This window comes from Streptomyces sp. NPDC005485, from assembly GCF_040606085.1.
Lineage (GTDB): Bacteria > Actinomycetota > Actinomycetes > Streptomycetales > Streptomycetaceae > Streptomyces.
This window is the reverse complement of record NZ_JBEXDZ010000091.1, coordinates 1-19389: the sequence shown is the minus strand read 5'-3', so window position 1 is coordinate 19389 and position 19389 is coordinate 1. Positions and strand designations below refer to the sequence as shown.

Annotated in this window: 16 protein-coding genes and 2 pseudogenes; 9 read left to right on the top strand and 9 right to left on the bottom strand. The window is 72.2% G+C overall.

Annotated features, from left to right (window positions below; all coding sequences use genetic code 11):
• The first annotated feature begins 126 nt into the window (after window positions 1–126).
• The gene (locus ABZS97_RS27035; RefSeq protein ID WP_356141446.1) at window positions 127–1566 is read left to right on the top strand and encodes a GH1 family beta-glucosidase; all 1440 of its coding nucleotides are present in this window, start codon (window positions 127–129) and stop codon (window positions 1564–1566) included.
• 113 nt (window positions 1567–1679) lie between these two features.
• Here the strand turns inward: ABZS97_RS27035 and ABZS97_RS27030 are convergent, their stop codons facing one another.
• Window positions 1680–2255 carry a calcium-binding protein gene (locus ABZS97_RS27030; RefSeq protein ID WP_356141444.1) on the bottom strand — a complete coding sequence of 192 codons (576 nt, stop codon included), beginning with the start codon at window positions 2253–2255 and terminating at the stop codon, window positions 1680–1682.
• 277 nt (window positions 2256–2532) lie between these two features.
• Window positions 2533–2715, bottom strand: a pseudogene (locus ABZS97_RS27025) (XdhC family protein); the annotation flags it as partial.
• A gap of 2 nt (window positions 2716–2717) precedes the next feature.
• Between ABZS97_RS27025 and ABZS97_RS27020 the strand changes: the two are divergent.
• The 3 genes and pseudogenes from ABZS97_RS27020 to ABZS97_RS27010 all read left to right on the top strand — a co-directional run.
• Window positions 2718–2861 (top strand): annotated as a pseudogene (locus ABZS97_RS27020) (electron transfer flavoprotein subunit alpha/FixB family protein); the annotation flags it as partial.
• A 203-nt stretch (window positions 2862–3064) separates the two neighbouring features.
• Entirely contained in the window at window positions 3065–4228 is a 1164-nt protein-coding gene (locus ABZS97_RS27015; RefSeq protein ID WP_356141442.1) for an exonuclease SbcCD subunit D, read from the top strand.
• Complete coding sequence (locus tag ABZS97_RS27010) at window positions 4225–7224, top strand: SMC family ATPase (RefSeq protein WP_356141440.1); 3000 nt, start codon at window positions 4225–4227, stop codon at window positions 7222–7224. Before ABZS97_RS27015 ends, ABZS97_RS27010 begins: the two co-directional genes overlap by 4 nt.
• A 21-nt stretch (window positions 7225–7245) precedes the next feature.
• On the opposite strand, the gene ABZS97_RS27005 is transcribed toward ABZS97_RS27010, so the two are convergent.
• Entirely contained in the window at window positions 7246–7692 is a 447-nt protein-coding gene (locus ABZS97_RS27005; protein WP_356141438.1) for an Lrp/AsnC family transcriptional regulator, read from the bottom strand.
• Window positions 7693–7853: 161 nt separating this feature from the next.
• Here ABZS97_RS27005 and ABZS97_RS27000 point away from each other — a divergent pair, with 161 nt between their 5' ends.
• The 3 genes from ABZS97_RS27000 (at window position 7854) to ABZS97_RS26990 (ending at window position 9919) form a co-directional block, all read left to right on the top strand.
• Window positions 7854–8411 carry a rhodanese-like domain-containing protein gene (locus ABZS97_RS27000; protein WP_356141436.1) on the top strand — a complete coding sequence of 186 codons (558 nt, stop codon included), beginning with the start codon at window positions 7854–7856 and terminating at the stop codon, window positions 8409–8411.
• A gap of 54 nt (window positions 8412–8465) precedes the next feature.
• Window positions 8466–8981: an Imm21 family immunity protein gene (locus ABZS97_RS26995; RefSeq protein ID WP_356141434.1), complete on the top strand. Its 516-nt coding sequence runs from the start codon at window positions 8466–8468 to the stop codon at window positions 8979–8981.
• Window positions 8982–9073: 92 nt separating this feature from the next.
• The gene (locus ABZS97_RS26990) at window positions 9074–9919 is read left to right on the top strand and encodes an SDR family oxidoreductase (RefSeq protein ID WP_356141432.1); all 846 of its coding nucleotides are present in this window, start codon (window positions 9074–9076) and stop codon (window positions 9917–9919) included.
• Here the strand turns inward: ABZS97_RS26990 and ABZS97_RS26985 are convergent.
• Complete coding sequence (locus ABZS97_RS26985; protein ID WP_356141430.1) at window positions 9888–10799, bottom strand: ATP-grasp domain-containing protein; 912 nt, start codon at window positions 10797–10799, stop codon at window positions 9888–9890. The two genes, ABZS97_RS26990 and ABZS97_RS26985, sit on opposite strands and share 32 nt — an antisense overlap.
• Window positions 10800–10827: 28 nt before the next feature.
• On the opposite strand from ABZS97_RS26985, the gene ABZS97_RS26980 reads away from it, so the two are divergent.
• Entirely contained in the window at window positions 10828–11247 is a 420-nt protein-coding gene (locus tag ABZS97_RS26980; protein ID WP_356141428.1) for a GNAT family N-acetyltransferase, read from the top strand.
• A 55-nt stretch (window positions 11248–11302) separates the two neighbouring features.
• On the opposite strand, the gene ABZS97_RS26975 is transcribed toward ABZS97_RS26980, so the two are convergent.
• Together ABZS97_RS26975 and ABZS97_RS26970 are read right to left on the bottom strand one after the other, a co-directional pair.
• Window positions 11303–12994 (bottom strand): DUF885 domain-containing protein, encoded by a 1692-nt coding sequence (locus ABZS97_RS26975; protein ID WP_356141426.1) that lies wholly within the window; start codon window positions 12992–12994, stop codon window positions 11303–11305.
• 32 nt (window positions 12995–13026) lie between these two features.
• A complete protein-coding gene (locus tag ABZS97_RS26970; protein WP_356141424.1) occupies window positions 13027–13608 on the bottom strand; it encodes an Lrp/AsnC family transcriptional regulator in 582 nt (193 codons plus the stop codon).
• Here ABZS97_RS26970 and ABZS97_RS26965 point away from each other — a divergent pair.
• Window positions 13570–14952: a PLP-dependent transferase gene (locus tag ABZS97_RS26965; RefSeq protein WP_356141422.1), complete on the top strand. Its 1383-nt coding sequence runs from the start codon at window positions 13570–13572 to the stop codon at window positions 14950–14952. The genes ABZS97_RS26970 and ABZS97_RS26965 overlap by 39 nt on opposite strands.
• A 69-nt stretch (window positions 14953–15021) precedes the next feature.
• On the opposite strand, the gene ABZS97_RS26960 is transcribed toward ABZS97_RS26965, so the two are convergent.
• The 3 genes from ABZS97_RS26960 to ABZS97_RS26950 all read right to left on the bottom strand — a co-directional run.
• The gene (locus ABZS97_RS26960) at window positions 15022–16458 is read right to left on the bottom strand and encodes a GNAT family N-acetyltransferase (RefSeq protein ID WP_356141420.1); all 1437 of its coding nucleotides are present in this window, start codon (window positions 16456–16458) and stop codon (window positions 15022–15024) included.
• 122 nt (window positions 16459–16580) lie between these two features.
• A complete protein-coding gene (locus tag ABZS97_RS26955; protein WP_356141418.1) occupies window positions 16581–18176 on the bottom strand; it encodes an alkaline phosphatase D family protein in 1596 nt (531 codons plus the stop codon).
• Window positions 18177–18371: 195 nt separating this feature from the next.
• The coding region (locus ABZS97_RS26950; protein WP_356141416.1) for a PLP-dependent aminotransferase family protein at window positions 18372–19389 on the bottom strand (1018 nt) is incomplete at its 5' end.

Here is a 19389-nt window from a genome sequence, read left to right as displayed (position 1 = left end):
TCGGCACGGGGCGCACTCCGAGGCAGGCGGGAGGGAAGCGGGGTTCGTCGGGCCGACGGCTTGGGCGTCTTGTTAACGTTAACATCGCCTTGGTTCCTGGCCGATGCCCAGCAGAGAGAAATCCGCATGCCGACAGCCCAGCCCCTGTCCTTCCCCGCGCACTTCCTCCTCGGCTCCGCGACCGCCGCCTACCAGATCGAGGGCGCCGCCGACGAGGACGGGCGCGGTCCCTCGATCTGGGACACCTTCTCCCACACCCCGGGCAAGACGTGGAACGGCGACACCGGTGACATCGCGGCCGACCACTACCACCGTCTCGACGCCGACCTCGACCTCATGGCGTCCCTGGGCCTGCGGGCCTACCGGTTCTCCATCGCCTGGCCACGCATCCAGCCCACGGGCCGGGGCCCGGCCAACCCCAAGGGCCTGGACTTCTACAGCCGCCTCGTCGATGGCCTGCTCGACCGGGGAATCACTCCGATCGCCACCCTCTACCACTGGGACCTGCCCCAGGTCCTCGAGGACGAGGGCGGCTGGACGAACCGCGAGACCGCTTTCGCCTTCGCCGACTACGCCCGCATCGTCGGCGAAGCCCTCGGCGACCGGGTGGCGGTCTGGACGACCCTGAACGAACCCTGGTGTTCGGCCTACCTCGGCTACGGCTCCGGCGCCCACGCTCCCGGCCGCACCGACGGCGCCGCGGCGCTGACCGCGGTGCATCACCTCAACCTCGCCCACGGTCTGGCGGTCGAGCAGCTCAGGGCGGTCACCACCAACGATCCGCAGTACTCGATCACCCTCAACTTCCATGTCCTGCGCGGCAAGGGCGAGGGCGGCGAGGAGGCCGTACGACGCATCGACGCACTGGCCAACCGGGTCTTCACCGAACCCCTGCTGCGAGGCCAATACCCGCAGGACCTCATCGAGGACACCGCCGCCGTCACCGACTGGGCGTTCGTCGAAGACGGCGATCTGGCCCGGATACACCAGCCCCTGGACCTGCTCGGCGTCAACTACTACGCCACCACCACGGTTCGGCTCTGGGACGGTGAGACGCCTCGTCAGAACAACGACGGTCACAAGGACATGGGCGGATCACCCTGGCCCGGCTCGCCCCAGGTCGAGTTCGTCGCGCAGGAGGGCCCGCACACGGCCATGGGCTGGAACATCGACCCCGACGGCCTGGAGGAACTCCTCCTGGACCTGCACGCCAGGTTCCCTGGCCAGCCGTTGGTCATCACCGAGAACGGAGCGGCGTTCGAGGACCACCTCACCGCCCGCGCCGACGGCAGCCATGCCGTCCACGACCCCGAACGCGTCGACTACATCCGCCGCCACCTCGCCGCAGCCCGCCGGGCACTGACCGCCGGCGTGGATCTGCGCGGGTACTTCGTATGGTCACTGATGGACAACTTCGAATGGGGATACGGCTACTCCAAGCGCTTCGGCATCGTCCACATCGACTACGAGACCCAGCGCCGCACCATCAAGGACAGCGCGTTGTGGTACCAGGAACTGCTGAGGAAGCATCACGCCCAGCAGCCGAGGGCGGCGTCCTCGCACTGACATCTTGCGACAGCCCTAGGGGGTGTTTTGAAAGTCCTGTGCGGTGCCCGCGGTGTGCGGCGAGGGTGCGTGCCGGGCGCCGTGGGTGCTGTGCGGGACTTTCAAAACACCCCCTAGGTGGACGGGTCCGCCTCGCAGGCGGCCTCTGCTTCGGCGGCGCACTGATCGTTCGTCCCGGGTCCACCGTCGGCCGAGTCGTCACCCGTGTTGCCGCGCAGAACGTCGTTGGCGCCCTCGCCGAACAGGTCGTCGTCGCCTGCCTGGCCGCGCAGGTCGTCCGTGCCGTTGCCGCCGTGCAGTTCGTCGGCGCCGTCGCCGCCGAGGACGACGTCACTGCCGTCGAAGCCGAACACCTGGTCGTTGCCGGGGCCGGCGTCCACCGTGTCGGAGTTGGTGACGAATGTGACGTCCGCCCCCATGATGTCGTTTCCGGAGCCCAGGCACACCAGGTCGTTGCCACCCGCGTCGGCGTAGGTGTCGTTGCCGCCGAGCAGGGCGACCACGTCGTTGCCCGGGGTGCCCGTCTCGAAGTCGTCGCCTTCCGTGCCGACGACATTCGCGACCTGGCCCATGCAGGTCGCTCCCGCCTGGGTCCTCGGCTGCTGAGCGGCCAGAGCGGGTGTCGTGGCGGGGACGAGGGTGAAGGCTGCCACTGCCAGCGTGGCGGCAAGCGAGCTACGTATCCGCATGCGTTGTCCTCTCGGATCTGCCCCGGGCCATCCGGTGCCGGGGCGATGGCTGGTACTGCCCCTGCTTCGACCGCAGGAGGCGGAACGGATTGCCCTCACTTGCTGACATGAGCGAGAAGAAGGTCATCGCGGTCACCGGAGCCACGGGTGCGCAGGGTGGCGGCGCCGCCCGGGCGATCCTGGCCGATCCGGACTCGGGATTCACCGTGCGCCCGTGAACGGCTGCGCATCCTCGGCTCCTGGGCCGCCGACCAGCACGTGCCGTCCTCCTCGCCTGTCAACTGGCGGGGGAGAGCCGCCTCCGCGGCACGGTGTGGTGGATCGGGCCCGTGCCCTGGGACAGGGGCAGGCCCGAGCCTCCGCTGATGTGGGCGATGATCTCCGCGGTGATGGACACCGCCGTCTCCTCGGGTGTGCGCGCACCGAGGTCCAGGCCGATCGGGGAGCACAGCCGGGCCAACCCGCGCCGGCATGCAGACCTCGAAGACCATCGTCGCGGTGAACAAGGACGAGGAGGCTCCGATCTTCGATCTCGTCGACTTCGGTGTCGTGGGCGACCTTCGCACGGTGCTCCCCACCGTGACCGAGGAGGTCAAGCGAGGGTGAGCTGAGTCGAGGGACATTTCCGGTGACGGAGTGACGGACATTTCCAGCGGATTGCCGACCGGCGTCGACCGGCAGTGTGAGGTCGGTGGGAAATCAGGTGCCGCCAGGCGCTAGCGTGGTGGGTGCCGACCGATGCGTCCGGGCTGGTCGGTGCTGGTTGTTGAGGCATCGCGGGGGGTAAACGTGCAGGTCAGAGCGGTTTCATGAGAGTGCTGCACACTTCCGACTGGCATCTCGGCCGGGCGTTTCACCGGGTGAACATGCTCGGTGCCCAGGCCGAGTTCATCGGTCATCTCGTCGCGACCGTGCGCGAGCACGCGGTGGACGCGGTGGTCGTGTCGGGTGATGTGTACGACCGGGCGGTGCCGCCTCTCGCCGCCGTCGAGCTCTTCGACGACGCCCTGCACCGGCTGGCCGACCTCGGCGTGCCCACGATGATGATCTCCGGGAACCACGACTCGGCGCGCCGGCTCGGCGTCGGCGCCGGCCTCATCGACCGGGCCGGCATCCATCTGCGCACCGACGCCGCGGCCTGCGGCACCCCCGTCGTGCTCACCGACGCCCACGGTGACGTGGCCTTCTACGGACTGCCGTATCTGGAGCCGGCGCTGGTGAAGGACGAGCTCGGAGTCGACAAGGCGGGCCACGAAGCGGTGCTCACCGCCGCCATGGAGCGGGTCCGCGCCGACCTGGCCCTGCGCGCGCCGGGCACCCGTTCCGTCGTCCTCGCCCATGCCTTCGTCACCGGCGGCGAGAGCAGTGACAGCGAGCGGGACATCACCGTCGGCGGAGTCGACTCCGTGCCCGCCGGTGTCTTCGACGGCGTCGACTACGCCGCGCTCGGGCACCTGCACGGCAGCCAGACCATCACCGAGCGCGTGCGCTACTCGGGCTCCCCGTTGGCGTACTCCTTCTCGGAGGTCGACCACCGCAAGACCATGTGGCTCGTCGACCTCGGCCCGGACGGCTCGCTGGGCGCCGAGCGGGTCGACTGCCCCGTGCCGAGAGCGCTGGCCCGCATCAGGGGACGGCTGGAGGACCTTCTCGCCGACCCCGCACTGGAGCGGCACGAGGACGCCTGGATCGAGGCGACCCTCACGGACCCGGTGCGCCCCGCCGAGCCCATGGCCAGGCTCGCCGAGCGCTTCCCGCACGCCATCAGCCTCGTCTTCGACCCGGACCGCGCCCCCGACGACCCGGACCTCTCCTACGCCCGGCGCCTGGAGGGCCGGGGCGACCAGCAGATCGCCGAGGACTTCGTGACCCATGTGCGCGGCGCGGGCCCCGACGCCCATGAACAAGCGGTGCTGCGCGACGCGTTCGACGCCGTCCGGGCCGACGAGGCGGTCCGGGAGGTCAGCCGATGAGGCTGCACCGGCTGGACATCAACGCCTTCGGCCCCTTCGGCGGGGCACAGACCGTCGATTTCGACGAACTGTCGGCGGCGGGCCTCTTCCTGCTGCACGGCCCGACCGGCGCAGGCAAGACGTCCGTCCTGGACGCGGTCTGCTTCGCGCTGTACGGGGCGGTGCCCGGCGCCCGCCAGAGCGGTCAGGGCCTGACCCTGCGCAGCGACCACGCGGCCCCCGCGACGCGCACCGAGGTCCGCCTCGAACTCACCGTCGCCGGACGCCGGTTGGAGGTCACCCGGCAGCCGCCCTGGGAACGCCCCAAGAAGCGCGGCACCGGCACGACGACCGACAAGGCGCAGAGCCTGCTGCGCGAGTACGACGCCTCGGCGGGCGCCTGGAAGGACCTCAGCCGCTCCCATCAGGAGATCGGCGAGGAGATCACCCAACTGCTCGGCATGAGCCGCGAGCAGTTCTGCCAGGTCGTGCTGCTGCCCCAGGGCGACTTCGCCCGCTTCCTGCGGGCCGACGCCGAGGCCCGCGGCAAGCTGCTCGGGCGGCTCTTCGACACCCACCGCTTCGCCGAGGTCGAAAGGCGCCTCGCCGAGCGGCGGCGCGCGGCCGAGACCGAGGTGCGCGACGGGGACACGGCGCTGCTCGCCGACGCCCACCGCATGCAGCAGGCCGCAGGGGACACGGCCGAGGCACCGCTGCCCGACCTCGCGCCCGGCGATCCCGGCGTCGCCGAGACCGTGCTGTCCTGGGCCGCCGTCGCCCGCAGCACGGCCCGCGAGCGGCTCACCGTCGCCCACTGCGTCCGTACGGCCGCCGCAGCCGCGCACACCGAGGCCGACCACGACCTCGACGACGTCCGCGAACTGGCCCGGCTGCAGCGCCGGTTCACCGAGACGCGGGAGCGCGCCGCACGCCTGGAGGAGCGGGCCGACGCCCACCGGGAGGCGCAGCAGCGGATGGAGCGTGCCCGTAAGGCCGAGGCGGTGGCTCCCGCACTCGACCTGCGCGAAACCGCCGAGGCCGAGCACCGGAGCGCGGCCGCCGAGGAGGTACGCGCGCGTGCCGCGCTGTCCCCGGAGTTCGGCGACGCGGGCGCACCCGGGCTCGCCGCGGCGGCCCGCAGGGCGGCCGAGGAGCTGGGCGGCCTGGAGTCGGCGCGCCGCGCCGAGCGCCGCCTCACCGAACTCACCACCGAGCGGGCCTCCCTGGACCGTCAGGAGCGAGCCGACGAGGAGGCGCTCCAGGACGCCGAGGGCTGGCTCGCCGCATGGGAGGAGACTCGTGCCGGCCTGCGGACGCACATCGAGTCCGCGCAGGAGGCCGCGGCCCGCGCCGAGCAGCTCGCCGTCCAACGCGACCCCGCCGGAGCGCGCCTCGCGGCGGCCCGACTGCGCGACCAGCTCGCAAGCGACACGGAGGACGCCCACGCGCGCGTGCTCGCGGCGCGCGAACGCGCCACGGACGCCCGCGCCCACTGGCTCGACTTGAAGGAACAGCGCCTCAAAGGCATCGCCGCCGAACTCGCCGCTTCTCTCACCGACGGCGAGGCCTGCACCGTCTGCGGCGCCACCGAACATCCCGCGCCCGCACGGAAGGTCGACGGGCACATCGATCGGGAGGCGGAGGAGCAGGCACTCGCCGCCTACCAGCGCGCCGACGAGGAGCGCGCCGAGCACGAGCAGCGGCTCGGCCTCGTCCGCGAGGCGCTGGCCGCCGCCACCGCGGAGGCCGCTGACGCTCCGACGGAACAACTCGCCGCGCACGTCGAGGAGTTGGAGCGTGAGCACGCCCGAGCGCGCGCTGCCGCGTCCGGGCTGCACGCCGCTCGTGAGCGCCTCGCCCATGCCGAGCTCGAACAGGAGCGACGCGTGGCCGCCCGGCAGCAGGCGGCCCTGCGCACCGCCGCCCGGGTCTCCCGTCGCGAAGCGATCGACGGGCAACGAGCCTCCCTGGAGCAGGAGTTGACGCAGGCCCGCGGCGCCGCCGACAGCGTGGCCGCGCGCGCCGCGCAGCTGGAGCGGGAAGCCGCACGGCTCACCGACGCCGCGGACGCCGTCCGGACCGCCGAAGTGACCGCCGAGCGTCTCAAGGACGCCGACGCCCGGCTCGCCGACGCGGCCTTCCGCGCCGGGTTCGACACACCTGCGGCCGCGTCGGCCGCGCTCCTCGACGACGCGGCGCACCGTGATCTCCAACGACGCCTGGACGTCTGGCAGTCGGAGGAGGCGGCGGTGCGCGCGGTGCTCGCCGAGGCCGACACGGCAGCCGCCGCCCAGCAGCCACCCGCCGACCTGACCGAGGCCGAGCGGACCGCCGAGGCCGCGGCCCGACGGCTGCAGGACACCGCCTCCCGACAGGACGCGGCCGCCCGCCGCTGCACCGAACTCGACCGGCTTTCCGCGCAGGCGGCCGCCTCGGTACGACGGCTGGGCCCGCTGCGCGAGGAGTACGACCGCGTGGCCCGGCTGGCCGCCCTAGCCGCGGGCACCTCCGCGGACAACGAGCGCAGGATGCGCCTGGAGTCCTACGTACTCGCCGCCCGCCTGGAGCAGGTCGCCGCCGCCGCGACCGTACGGCTGCAGCGCATGTCGTCCGGGCGCTACACCCTCGTCCACTCCGCCGACCGTGCCGGCCGCGGGCGCAGCGGCCTCGGACTCCATGTCGTCGACGCCTGGACCGGCCGTGAACGCGACACCGCGACGCTGTCGGGCGGCGAGACCTTCTTCGCCTCCCTCGCGTTGGCCCTGGGCCTCGCGGACGTGGTCACCGACGAGGCCGGCGGTGTACGGCTCGACACGCTCTTCATCGACGAGGGCTTCGGCAGCCTCGACGACCAGACCCTCGACGAGGTCCTCGACGTGCTCGACTCGCTGCGCGAGCGCGACCGCAGCGTCGGCATCGTCAGCCATGTCGCCGACCTGCGGCGCCGCATCCACGCGCAGCTGGAGATCGTCAAGGAGCGAACGGGGTCGGTCGTACGGCAGCGGGGCGTGCGCTGACGCGGCCCGGAAGGGTCTGCCTCAGTGGCCCAGCGGGCGGCGGGGGAGCGGCGAGGAGTAGACGACGCTCGTGGTCACCGACCCCAGCGCGCCGAGCTTGCCCGACACCTCCTCCAGGTGGCTCATCGAGCGTGCCGCGACCTTGATGACGAAGCAGTCGTCGCCCGTCACGTGGTGCGCCTCCAGGACTTCGGGCGTCACGGCTACGAGATCGTGGAAGGGCTTGTAGTTGCCGGTCGGATAGCGCAGCCGGACGAAGGCGAGGATCGGCAGGCCCAGCCGCTCCGGGTCCACGACGGCGGCGTACCCCTGGATGACACCTGCCTCCTCCAGGCGGCGCACCCGCTCGGTGACCGCGCTCGGGGACATCGAGACGGCACGGGCCAGCTCGGCGAAGCTGGCCCTGCCCTCGCGCTGGAGGACATCGAGGATGCGCCAGTCGGTGGCGTCCGGGGAATACGCGGTCATGTCCGAGAGATAACAGGGAAATCCCCGGCCGATCAAGAGTGATCCCGTGGATCGCCACTTCTTGAAGTGGATCACCGGACGTAGATTTCTGGTCAGGAAGTCCCGAACGTCCGGTGCGGCACAAGGCACCGGGAGCGGCGGGACCGGGAGGGAAGGCCACCATGACCACGAGCACCGCGAGCAGCACCTCGACCGCCGTCACCGGCGCGAGCAGCACCTCGAGCACCGTCTCCGGCGCGAGCGGTACGACGACCGCCGTGAACCCCGTGCTGCGCGTCGCCCCGGCGTCCCCGGCCGCGGCCGCCGCCTACTTCGCCGCGAGCCTCGCCTTCCACGCCGACGTGTCCGACGTCGCCGGCGCCCTCGCGGCCGGCGGCGACCCGGGCTTCGTCGTCCTCGACTCCCGCTCCACGGCGTCCTGGGACCAGGGACACGTGCCGGGCGCGGTCCACCTGCCCACCGCGCTCATCCCCGAGCAGGCCGAGCAACTCCTCGACAAGTCGGTGCCGGTCGTCACGTACTGCTGGGGCCCCGGCTGCAACGGGGGCACCCGCGCGGCTCTCGCCCTGGCCGAACTCGGCTTCCAGGTCAAGGAGATGCTCGGCGGCTTCGAGTACTGGGTGCGTGAGGGCTTCGAGTTCGAGACCTGGGAGGGCCGCGAGCGGCGCGACGCCGACCCGCTGACCGCGCCGGTGGACGCCGAGGACTGCGGCTGCTGAACCGGTCGGCCGGACCCGGACGTCGAAGGTCCTTTTGACGTGTAGCTTCGGCCCATGGCGAGATACGCGGACGCAGGTACGGTCAAGTGGGTGGAGTCGGGCGGCGGACCGCTCATAGCGGTCCCGGAGGTCGTGCTGCCGTTCTGGGCCGGGGCGGACGGCGACGACCTGTCCTCCGACTACGACCGGGCCTGCGAGGTCGACGGCTCCATCGGTCTCGTGCCCGTCGGGGACAGCAGGGCCCTGGTCCTCGGCGACGATCCGGCCTCGACGTCGTTCCTGCCGGAGCACTCCACCTTCGTACGGTGGTGCGCGGCCGCGTCCGAGGCCGACGTGCTGTCCGGAGTCCCGGCAGCGCTCGCCTCGGCGGCATGGCAGCCGGAGGTGCGGTGGAGTGTGCCGGGCGCCGTGGTCCTGTTCGACGCGGCCCGCCCGGGACACGCCTCGACCCGCACGGACCATCTGAGGGTCCCGCTGGCCGCGGGCGCGTACGCGGTGCGCGCGGCCTACGTCGAGCCCCGCCCGGAGACCTGGCTCGGGCTCGTACAGCTGCGACGGCTCGCGGACTGACCGGGCTCGGCTCGGCCGGGATCCTCGGGCGCGCCCACCCCGCCGGAAATGCACGTGCGGAGCCCCGCGCCACCCGGGCATCATGACCGACCATGCCCCAACTCCCGCCCCCCGCACCCGAAGAGCTCCGCCGCGACCCGCTTCCGCTGCGCGGGCGTACCGCCCTGGTCACCGGCGCCAGCAGGCGCAGCGGCATCGGCTTCGCCGTGGCCCGCCGCCTCGCCGCGTACGGCGCGAGCGTGTATCTGCACCACCATGTGCCGCACGACGTCGCCATGCCCTGGGGCGCCGACAGCCCGACGGCCGTGGCCGCCGCGGTGCGTGAGGTGCTGGGCGACCCCGAGGCCCGGGTCGTCGACGGGCCGGGCGACCTCACCGACCCGGCGGTCCCGGCCCGGCTGGTCGAAACCGCCGCGGAGGCGCTCGGCGGGCGGCTCGACATCCTCGTCGCCAATCACGCGCTCAGCGGATCCGACGGCACCCTCGACACGATCGACGCCACCATGCTCGACGCGCACTGGGCGGTCGACGCCCGCTCGGTGCTCCTCCTCGCCCAGGCCCACGCCCGGCTGCGCGCCGCACTGCCGCCGGATACCCCGGGAGGCCGTGTCGTGATGATGACCTCCGGTCAGGACATCGCGGGAGGCATGCCCGGCGAGATCGCGTACGCGCTGCAGAAGGGCGCCCTCGCCTCGATCACCCGGTCACTGGCGACCACGCTCGCCGAGCGGGGCATCACCGTGAACACCGTCAACCCCGGTCCGGTGGACACGGGCTACCTGACCGGCGACGACCACGCGGCCGTCGCCGCGATGTTCCCCGCCGGCCGCTGGGGGATGCCGGACGACCCCGCCCGTCTGATCGCCTGGCTCGCCACGGACGAGGCGGGATGGGTCACCGGGCAGGTCATCGACTCGGAGGGCGGGTTCCGCCGCTGATGTCCGAAGCCGCGGAGCGGGCACCGCCGAGCGCTTCGAGGAGTCGTCCGGCGTCCGCGCCCCGCGGCAGTCCGCTCACCTGCCCGTCACCGACCTCCACCACCCGCCACACCCCGTCCTCGCGCAGCGCCAGATCGGTCGTCACGAAACGGCAGTCGAGCGCGGCGACCGCCGTACGCACGGCCTCGAGGACCGGCGCGGGACGGTCGTGAGGGGTGTCGGGGTGCGCGGTGACCAGAACGGCCTCACCGTCCACCCACCACACTCGCGCCTCACCACCCCGTACGAACGGTTCGAACTCCCGCACCACCAGGCCACCGGCGAGCGAGTCCTCCTGGAGGGCGAAGAAGCGCTGCACGACGGCTGACAGCCCGGCGGGATCGGAGACGTCGGGTACGTAGCACGCCTCCTCCCACTCGTGCTTGCGGGACTTGACGTAGTCCTTGACGATTGCGGCCACCGAGCCGAGCGGTGCCGCGAGTTCGGCCAGCCGCGCCGGTGCAGGCGGCTCACCGGGTGCCGTAGGCAACCAGACACTGGACGGCGTGAGCGCCTCGAACACCCGGTACCAGCCCGGCAGTTCATGCGCCCTGCGGTACCGTGCGGCCGAAGTCAGCAGCACGCAGCCCCGATTCCGCAGGGCCGCCTCCAACTCCCCGTACTTCAGTGCCGGGATCATCCAGCCCCGGTACCAGTAGGCGCCCGAGTCCCGCGGCACCCGACGTACCGCCTCCTCGGCGTTCCCGGCGAGCAGAGCGTCGTGATCGAGCAGGGCGAGCCCGGCACCCACCGCTCGTACGGCCGCGGCGTCCTCGGTGAAAGCCGGGTCGGGGCGGACGGACCGCAGGGGATCGGCGCAGAGGAGAAATCGGGTGATCATGAGGTGGTCTCCGTGGTGGGATGCCCGAATGAGCCATGGAACGCCCGCACCCGAGCACGCCACGACGACCGCGGTCAGCCCGCCGCTCGACGACAGCGAACTCAACGACCTGTTCGCCGCCGCCTGGCCGGGGCACCGGACCGCGTCATTCGGCCCGGTGCCGGCGCGCAGCCTGGTGTGGATCGCGGCCCGTGACGCCGCCGGAAGGCTCGTCGGATACGTCAACGTCGTCGGTGACGGCGGCCTGCACGCCTTCGTGCTGGACACGACGGTCCATCCCGACGAGCGGCGGCGCGGCCTGGGCCGACGCCTGGTGCGAGCGGCGGCCGAGGAGGCGCGCGCTCGCGGCGCGCAATGGCTGCACGTCGACTACGAAGCCGAGTGGGAGCCGTTCTACGCGAGCTGCGGATTCCGGGACACGGCGGCCGGGCTCATGGAACTGACCTGAGCCCGGCCGCCGTACGCCGCACAAGCCGTACGACCGGCCGGTACGAGCTGTGCCGTCAGAGCCGGGACAACTCGTCCACCAGGTCGTCGAGACCGAGCGATCCCTGGGACAGGGCGGCCATGTGCCATGCCTTCGCGTCGAAGGCGTCGCCGTGGCGCTGTCGCGCGTTCTCGCGGCCCAGCAGCCAGGCCCGCTCGCCGAGTTTGTAGCCGATGGCCTGGCCGGGCATCGAGAGGTAGCGGGTGAGCTCGCTCTCCACGAAGTCCGCCGGGCGGCTGCTGTGGGAGCCGAAGAACTCCTGGGCCAGCTCGGGGGTCCAGCGCTCACCCGGGTGGAAGGGCGAGTCGGCCGGGATCTCCAGCTCCAGGTGCATGCCGATGTCGACGATCACACGGGCCGCGCGCATCATCTGCGCGTCGAGGTAGCCAAGGCGCTGCTCGGCGTCCGTGAGGAAGCCCAGCTCGTCCATCAGCCGCTCCGCGTAGAGCGCCCAGCCCTCGCAGTTGGCGCTGACGCGGCCGACGGTGGCCTGGTAGCGGGAGAGGTCCTCGATGACGTGCACCCACTGCGCGAGTTGCAGGTGATGGCCGGGTACGCCCTCGTGGTACCAGGTCGAGACCAGGTCGTACACGGGGAAGCGGGTCTCGCCCATGGTGGGCAGCCAGGTGCAACCGGGGCGCGAGAAGTCCTCCGACGGCGGGGTGTAGTACGGGGCGGCCGCGCTGCCGGGCGGTGCGATGCGGGACTCCACCCGTCGTACCCGCTCGGCGAGTTCGAAGTGCGTGCCGTCGAGCGCTTCGATCGCCTGGTCCATCAGGCCCTGCAGCCATGCACGGACCTCGTCGACGCCCTCGATGTGCGTGCCGTGCTCGTCGAGGTGCGCGAGCGCGACCCACGGCGTCGCGGCGCCCGGCAGCACCTTCTCGGCCTCGGCCTTCATCTCGGCGAGGAGACGGTGGTACTCGGCCCAGCCGTACGCGTACGCCTCGTCCAGGTCGAGGTCCGTACCGTTGAAGTAGCGCGACCAGCGCGCGTACCGCTCGCGGCCCACCGTGTCCGGCGAGCCCTCGATGGCGGGCGCGTACACGTCGCGCATCCAGTCGCGCAGCTCCACGACGGCGCGTGTCGCCGCGCGGCTTGCCTCGTCGAGTTCGGCGCGCAGCGCCTCGGGACCCGCCGAGGCGAAGTCCTCGAACCAGCCGCGCCCCTTGCCCTCCGGGTCCGACCACTCGGTGAGCTGCCCGATGAACGTCGCGGTGGCTCGTGGGCCTCCGGGGAGCTTGCGCTCCAGGCCGAGGGCGAGGGACGCGCGGTAGCCCTCCAGCGCGGCCGGCACCGCGCGCAGCCGCTCGGCGATCGCGGCCCAGTCCTCGTCCGTGTTCGCCGGCGTCACAGTGAAGATCGAGCGCACCGAGTGGGCGACCGAGTGCAGGTTGCTGACCGCCCGGAGGCTCTCGTCCAGCTCGTGGACGGCTAGTTCGGCCGTGAGCCGCTCGCGCAGCAGCCGCGCGCACCGGCGTTCGATGTCGCTGTCCGCGCCCGGTTGCCGTTCGGCCTCGTCGAGCCGCGTGAGGGTCACCCGCGCCAGCTCCGAGAGAGCCTCCTGGCCCGCCGGCGAGGTATCGGGCAACCTGCTCGAACTCTCCTTCACGCCGAGGTACGTGCCGGTGATCGGATCGAGGGCGATGAGTTCGTCGACATACGTGTCGGCGACCTCGCGGGGCAGCGGGCTCTTCGTCTCTGACATGCGGCCATCCTCATACGAGGACGGGGGCCGCGTCAGCAGGATTCAGCTGAGGGCATGGCCGCGTGCGGGTCCGGCCGCGTGGATGCGGGGCTCTCGCGATGCGGTGCCGAGGACGGCACGTACGGTGCGCGGTGCGCCTCGCGCGCGGGCGGCAGCAGCGGGCCGCAGTCCCACTGCTGGAAGATCAACCGTGTCTCGACCCGGGCCACTTCGCGCTGCGAGGTGAACTCGTCGAGGACCAGCCGCTGCAGATCCGCCATGTCCGCGACCGCGACATGGACGAGGTAGTCGTCGGGACCGGTGATGTGGAAGACGGTGCGTGACTCGGGCAGCGCCCTGATCCGCTCGACGAACGGCCCGACGAGCTCGCGCCGATGCGGTCTGACCTGCACCGACAGCAGGGCCTCCAGGCCCCGGCCCAGCTTCGCCGGATCGAGCCGCAGCTGATGGCCGAGAATCACCCCGGCGCGGCGCAGCCGGGTCACCCGGTCCAGGCAGGTCGAGGCGGCGACGCCGACCTGCGCGGCGAGATCGCGGTACGTCGTCCGTGCGTCGTTCTGCAGCAGCCGTAGAAGATGAAGATCCACCGGATCGAGTACGACGGATTCGGCCATGGCCCGAACGTAACACGGCACCCGGCGCTCGAACCCCGGCCGGTGTTCAGGCTTCTGCCCATGAACTCCGGCAGCTATGACGCATACGGCGCATATGGCGCACAGGGTGATGTGAACAGAACCGGCCAGAACGGCCAGAACGGTCGGCGGGATCGGAGCGGTCGGGGCGCGTTCCCCGTCCGGGCCCTCGCCACCGAGGCGGTGCACGCGGGCCGCGAGGACCTGGCGGGGCAGGGCCTGCACGCGGCGCCGATCGACCTGTCGACGACCTACCCGTCCTACGACAGCCGAGGCGAAGCCGCGCGGATCGACGCGTTCGCGGCCGAGGGTGCCGAACCCGAGGGCCCGCCCGTCTACGGCCGCCTCGGCAACCCGACAGTGGCCCGCTTCGAGACGGCGCTGGCACGGCTCGAAGGTACCGAGAGCGCGGTCGCGTTCGCGAGCGGCATGGCCGCACTGAGCGCCGTGCTGCTCGTACGCAACGCGATGAGCCTGCGCCATGTCGTCGCCGTACGCCCCCTGTACGGCTGCAGCGACCATCTCCTCACGGCAGGGCTGCTGGGCTCGGAGGTGACCTGGGTCGACCCGGCCGGCATCGCGGACGCGCTGCGCCCCGACACGGGCCTGGTGATGGTGGAGTCCCCGGCCAACCCGACGCTTGCCGAGCTCGACCTGCGGGCTGTCGCGCACGCCTGCGGTTCCGTGCCGCTCCTCGCGGACAACACGTTCGCCACGCCGGTGCTGCAGCGCCCGGCCGAGCAGGGCGCCCGGCTGGTGCTGCACAGCGCGACCAAGTACCTGGGCGGACATGGTGACGTGATGGCGGGAGTGGTCGCCTGCGACGAGGAGTTCGCCCGGCAGCTGCGCCAAGTCCGGTTCGCGACCGGGGGAGTTCTCCATCCGCTGGCCGGATACCTGTTGCTGCGGGGCCTGTCGACGCTGCCGGTCCGGGTGCGCGCCGCCTCCGCGAACGCGGCGGAACTGGCCGGCCGACTGGCCGCCGACCCGCGCGTCGCCCGCGTCCACTATCCGCGCATCGGCGGCGGCATGCTCGCCTTCGAGGTCGTCGGCGACCCCCACGAGGTCATCGCCGGGGTCCGCCTGATCACCCCCGCCGTCAGCCTCGGCAGCGTCGACAGCCTGATCCAGCATCCGGCGTCCATCAGCCACCGCATCGTCGACGCCCGGGACCGCCGCGACGCGGGGGTCAGCGACCAATTGCTGCGCCTGTCCGTGGGCTTGGAGGACGTCGAGGATCTCTGGGCGGACCTGGACACCGCGTTGGGCGGGCCGGGTGCCGTCCTTGGGGCCGAGTTCGAGGATCTCAGCACCTCCGGCCTCTGAGGGCGAGGCCGCCGAGACGGATGGCCGGGGCCCGGGGCGGTGGTCCCCGGACCCCGGCGCGACGTCTGCCTACTCCCGTCCGCCCTGCTCTCCGCACGGCGCTTCGCAGGACAGGTGCGAGGCGGCAGAGACGCTGTCCAGCCGGGCCGTGATGACCAGGGTGCCCTCCTCGATCTGGTAGTCGAGGGGAAGGTCCAGGCCGCGCATCGCGGCGACCATCCCGGTGTTGGACGCCTGCGTGACGGCGTACACGTTCTCGCAGTGCGCCTCGACGGCCATCTCCACGAGACGGCCGAGCAGTTCGCCGCCGATGCCGCGCCGCTGCCAGTCGTCCTCGACGAGCAGCGCGATCTCGGTCTCGTCGCCGTCCCAGAGAAGGTGGCCGAGCCCCACGATGCGCCCCGAGGCCGTCTGCACGGCGAGAGTGCGCCCGAAGCGCGGGCTGAGCAGGTGGTTGAGGTAGCGGGCCGCGTCGCCGACCGGGCCGTGGTATCGCATGCTCAGCGTGCGCGGTGAGCACCGCTCGTGCATCGCCTTCGCGGCCTCCACGTCCGACACATCGGCCCGCCGTACGGTGATCGCGTTGCCCTCGGGCAGGGTCAGCACGTCCTGCCCGCGCGGGATGCGCGGGCCGAGCCGTGCGTCCAGCTCGACCAGGGCCCGCGCCCGCGCGAACTCCGTGGGTGTGAACGGCAGATACGGCCGTTCCACCGTGATCACTCCGCCTTCCGGCGCCCGCAGCCGCATCACCGTGTCCTCAAGTGCGCCCTCGACGGGGGCGCTCTCCTGGCTCCGGCCGGACGTGGGCGAGGTGGCGGGCAGCGAGCGGATGGTGCAACGGCCGAGCAACTGCCGCAGGGCGAGCGGCAGTTCCGCGGCGTCGAGAGCCGTACGGGTGGCCAGGCCCAGGACGCGCGTCGGGGCGTCCACCAGATCGTGGGCGTCGGCGCGCTCGATCCAGGTTCCCGTGCCGCCCGCTCGCGCGACGGCGTGGGTGAGGTCGGATGCGGCCAGGCCGGCGGGCGCGCGGAGCAGGAACTCGTCCACGGTGCCCTCCGCCAGCGGGTGCGTCTGCAGGCTGAGGATGTCGACCAGCCGCTGCGCCAGCGCGGTGCAGAGCGAGGCCAGCGACCCCGGCTCGTCCTTCACCGTCGTCCGCATGCGCCACAGCACGGTCGCCCCGGCCTCCGGCGATCCCGCGGATTCCTCGGCCGGCCCGGCCTCCCGCGCTGCTGCCGCGGTCGGCCGGGTACCGGTATCGGTCTCCGGCGGTGCGTGACCATGGCGCCGTGCCCACCATGTGTGGAACCCGGCCGTGGCGACCAGGACCGCGGCCGAGATCCCGAGCAGAGCGGGTCCGTCGGGACCATGGCCGATCAGGTTGGCAACGGCGTCCGCGACCGCGACCGCCGTGAACAGGGCTGCGAGCTCGATCACGTCCCGTCGCCAGTGGTGGACGGGGCGACCGTGCTTCGCACGCGTCACATCAGAGATGTCTGGAGTCATGCAGCCACTGTGGAGGAACGGTGTTGCGTGATCACGAACGGTTTGTGACTGATCGGTAAAGTGTCGTTCCGCCCTTTTTGTTCATTCCTGTACGAGAGCGCGCAGCGAGGCCCGTACGAGAACTACTGCCCGACCCGCCCCGGCTGCAGCACCTGTGTGAACAGCACCGTGCCGTCCTGCTCACGCAGCCGGACCGTCAGTTCCCCGCTGTCGCCGTCGATGTCGACCTCACCGAAGAACTGGTAGCCGCCGGCGGGCGAGACGTTGGACGCGGTCGGCGCCTTCACGAACACCCGCTCGGGTCCGAACGTGGCGTCCAGCGCGCTCGCTGGGAAGGCACCCGCGTTGAGCGGGCCGGACACGAACTCCCAGAACGGCTCGAAGTCCGTGAAGGCGGCCCGCGACGGCTGGTAGTGCTGCGCCGAGGTGTGGTGCACATCGGCCGTCAGCCAGACGGTGCCCGTGATCTTCCGGTGCTTGACGAACCGCAGCAGCTCGGCGATCTGCAGCTCACGCCCGAGGGGCGCGCCGGGGTCGCCCTGCGCGACGGCCTCGATGTTCGGCTTGCCCTCGGTGGTGTCCGGTACGACCAGGCCGAGCGGCATGTCGGCGGCGATCACCTTCCACACGGCACGCGACGCCGCCAGCTCGCGCTTGAGCCACGCCAACTGCTCGGCGCCGAGGATGCCCTGCGGGTCGGTGGTCTGCGTGTCAGGGGAGTTCGCGTTGCGGTACGTCCGCATGTCGAGGACGAACACGTCGAGGAGGGGGCCGTGGCGCATGACGCGGTGGACCCGGCCCTCGTCGGCGCCCGGCCGCAGCGTGGAGATCGGGAAGTACTCGCTGAACGCGCGGCGCGCACGGGCGGCCAGCACGTCGACGCTCTTCTCGGTGTAGCGGGTGTCCGTGGCCGCGATCACCTCGCCCGGGTACCAGTTGTTGCGCACCTCGTGGTCGTCCCACTGGACGATGGAGGGCACCTGCGCGTTGAACCGCTTCAGGTTCTCGTCCAGCAGGTTGTAGCGGAAGTTGCCGCGGAACTCGGCGAGGCTCTCGGCGACCTTGGACTTCTCATCGGTCGTGATGTTCCGCCAGGTGCTCCCGTCGGGCAGCGCCGCGGTCGCCGAGATGGGTCCGTCGGCGTAGATGCTGTCACCGCTGCACAGGAAGAAGTCCGGGTCGAGCCTGGCCATCGCGTCGTAGATCCGGTAGCCGCCGAGGTCGGGGTTGATGCCCCAGCCCTGCCCCGCCAGGTCGCCCGACCACAGGAAGCGCACGCCGTCGCGCCGCCCGAGCGGTGTCGTACGGAAGGTGCCCGGGACCGGTTCGCCGGTGCGACGCGGGTCGTCCGGGTCGGCGAGCAGCACCCGGTAGTGGATCTGCTCGCCGGCCGGCAGTCCGTGCAGTCGCGTCGTACCGGTGAAGTCGGTGTCCGCGCCCAGCAGCGGGCCGTGCCATCTGCGCGGGTTGCGGAACGACTCGATCGCGGACGTCTCGACGATCATCCGGGCCGGCCGGTCGGAGCGGACCCACACCAGGCCGGAGTGGGCGGTCACATCGCCCGCCTGGACGCCCCACCCCGCCTTCGGCCGCCCGGACAGGGCGAGCGCCGGGGCCGCCCCGAGCGCTGCGGGCACGGTCAGTGCCGCGGACGCGGCGAGGGAGCCGCGCAGCACGCTGCGGCGACCGGGGAAGGAGTGGGACGGACGGTGCGACATGAATGCGCCTCCGGGGACGGATTCGGCCAGTGTGCAGAGCCACAACTACTGGTGCGTCGCAGCGCACACGGAAACCACAAGTGAACAACTGACCGCGCGGACAAGGGAGCCTGCGGTTGTTCACGGCGTGTCCCGGGCGGGGTAAGTCGGCCATGAGGGGCAGCGCGGGTGTGCGGCCCGCGCCGGCGGGGTCTCTCAGGACTGCACGGCGTCCGCCATCAGCCGTATCCCTTCGCGGATCCGCGCGGGGGACCGGTGGGCGTAGCCGAGCACCAGTCGTATGCGGGGGTCGGCTGATTCGGCGGCCCCGTCGCCGTACGCGTAGTCCGTCAGTGGTCGCACCGCCACCCCGGCCGCCGCGGTGAGCTTCAGGAATCGGTCCGGCGGTCCGTACCGTCCCGGCAGTGCGGCGATGGCGTGCAGGCCCGCGGCGATCCCGGAGACCTCCGTGCCCGGAAAGTGCTCCTCCAGGGCGGACACGAGGGCGTCGCGCCGCTCCCGGTAGGCACGCTGGCAGCGCCGCAGTTGGCGGTCGTAGTCACCCCGCTCCACGAAGTGGGCCAGCAGAGCCTGGTCGATCGCGGGATGGCCGAGATCCATCGTGCGTTTGCGCTCGACGACCGCCCCGGCGAGCGACTCCGGGACGAGCAGCCAGCCGAGCCGCAGCCCGGGCGCGAGGGACTTGCTGACCGAGCCCGTGTAGGCGACGTGTTCGGGGTCGAGGCCCTGCAGGGCGCCCACGGGGGCACGGTCGTAGCGGAAGTCCCCGTCGTAGTCGTCCTCGACGACCAGACCGTCCACCGAGCGTGCCCAGTCGAGGAGTTCCGCGCGGCGCCGTGCGGAGTAGGCGAGGCCGGTGGGGAACTGGTGGGCGGGTGTCGTCACCACCGACCGGACGCCCGACGCCTTTAGCGGACCGATGGCCAGGCCCTCCTCGTCCAGGGGCAGCGCCACGGTTTCGATACCGGCCGAGGCATACAGCGCACCGTGCTGCGGGCTCCCCGGGTCCTCGACGCCGGCACGGCGCATCCCGCGCGCGTGCAGCACGAATCCCAGCAGCGTCGTCGCCTGCGCGACCCCGGACACCACGACGATCCGCTCGGGGTCCGCGACCACGCCCCTTCGGCGCGCGAGCAACTCCGCCAGGGCCGTACGCAGCTGGGGCAGCCCGCGTGGATCCGGGTAGCCCAGCGCATGGTGCGGCAGTTCGGCC

Bases quoted from the DNA above. Each gene is read 5' to 3' on its own strand.
- ABZS97_RS27035 (WP_356141446.1), top strand. From the start codon at position 127: ATGCCGACAGCCCAGCCCCTGTCCTTCCCCGCGCACTTCCTCCTCGGC.
- ABZS97_RS27030 (WP_356141444.1), bottom strand. From the start codon at position 2,255: ATGCGGATACGTAGCTCGCTTGCCGCCACGCTGGCAGTGGCAGCCTTC.
- ABZS97_RS27015 (WP_356141442.1), top strand. From the start codon at position 3,065: ATGAGAGTGCTGCACACTTCCGACTGGCATCTCGGCCGGGCGTTTCAC.
- ABZS97_RS27010 (WP_356141440.1), top strand. From the start codon at position 4,225: ATGAGGCTGCACCGGCTGGACATCAACGCCTTCGGCCCCTTCGGCGGG.
- ABZS97_RS27005 (WP_356141438.1), bottom strand. From the start codon at position 7,692: ATGACCGCGTATTCCCCGGACGCCACCGACTGGCGCATCCTCGATGTC.
- ABZS97_RS27000 (WP_356141436.1), top strand. From the start codon at position 7,854: ATGACCACGAGCACCGCGAGCAGCACCTCGACCGCCGTCACCGGCGCG.
- ABZS97_RS26995 (WP_356141434.1), top strand. From the start codon at position 8,466: ATGGCGAGATACGCGGACGCAGGTACGGTCAAGTGGGTGGAGTCGGGC.
- ABZS97_RS26990 (WP_356141432.1), top strand. From the start codon at position 9,074: ATGCCCCAACTCCCGCCCCCCGCACCCGAAGAGCTCCGCCGCGACCCG.
- ABZS97_RS26985 (WP_356141430.1), bottom strand. From the start codon at position 10,799: ATGATCACCCGATTTCTCCTCTGCGCCGATCCCCTGCGGTCCGTCCGC.
- ABZS97_RS26980 (WP_356141428.1), top strand. From the start codon at position 10,828: ATGAGCCATGGAACGCCCGCACCCGAGCACGCCACGACGACCGCGGTC.
- ABZS97_RS26975 (WP_356141426.1), bottom strand. From the start codon at position 12,994: ATGTCAGAGACGAAGAGCCCGCTGCCCCGCGAGGTCGCCGACACGTAT.
- ABZS97_RS26965 (WP_356141422.1), top strand. From the start codon at position 13,570: ATGAAGATCCACCGGATCGAGTACGACGGATTCGGCCATGGCCCGAAC.
- ABZS97_RS26970 (WP_356141424.1), bottom strand. From the start codon at position 13,608: ATGGCCGAATCCGTCGTACTCGATCCGGTGGATCTTCATCTTCTACGG.
- ABZS97_RS26960 (WP_356141420.1), bottom strand. From the start codon at position 16,458: ATGACTCCAGACATCTCTGATGTGACGCGTGCGAAGCACGGTCGCCCC.
- ABZS97_RS26955 (WP_356141418.1), bottom strand. From the start codon at position 18,176: ATGTCGCACCGTCCGTCCCACTCCTTCCCCGGTCGCCGCAGCGTGCTG.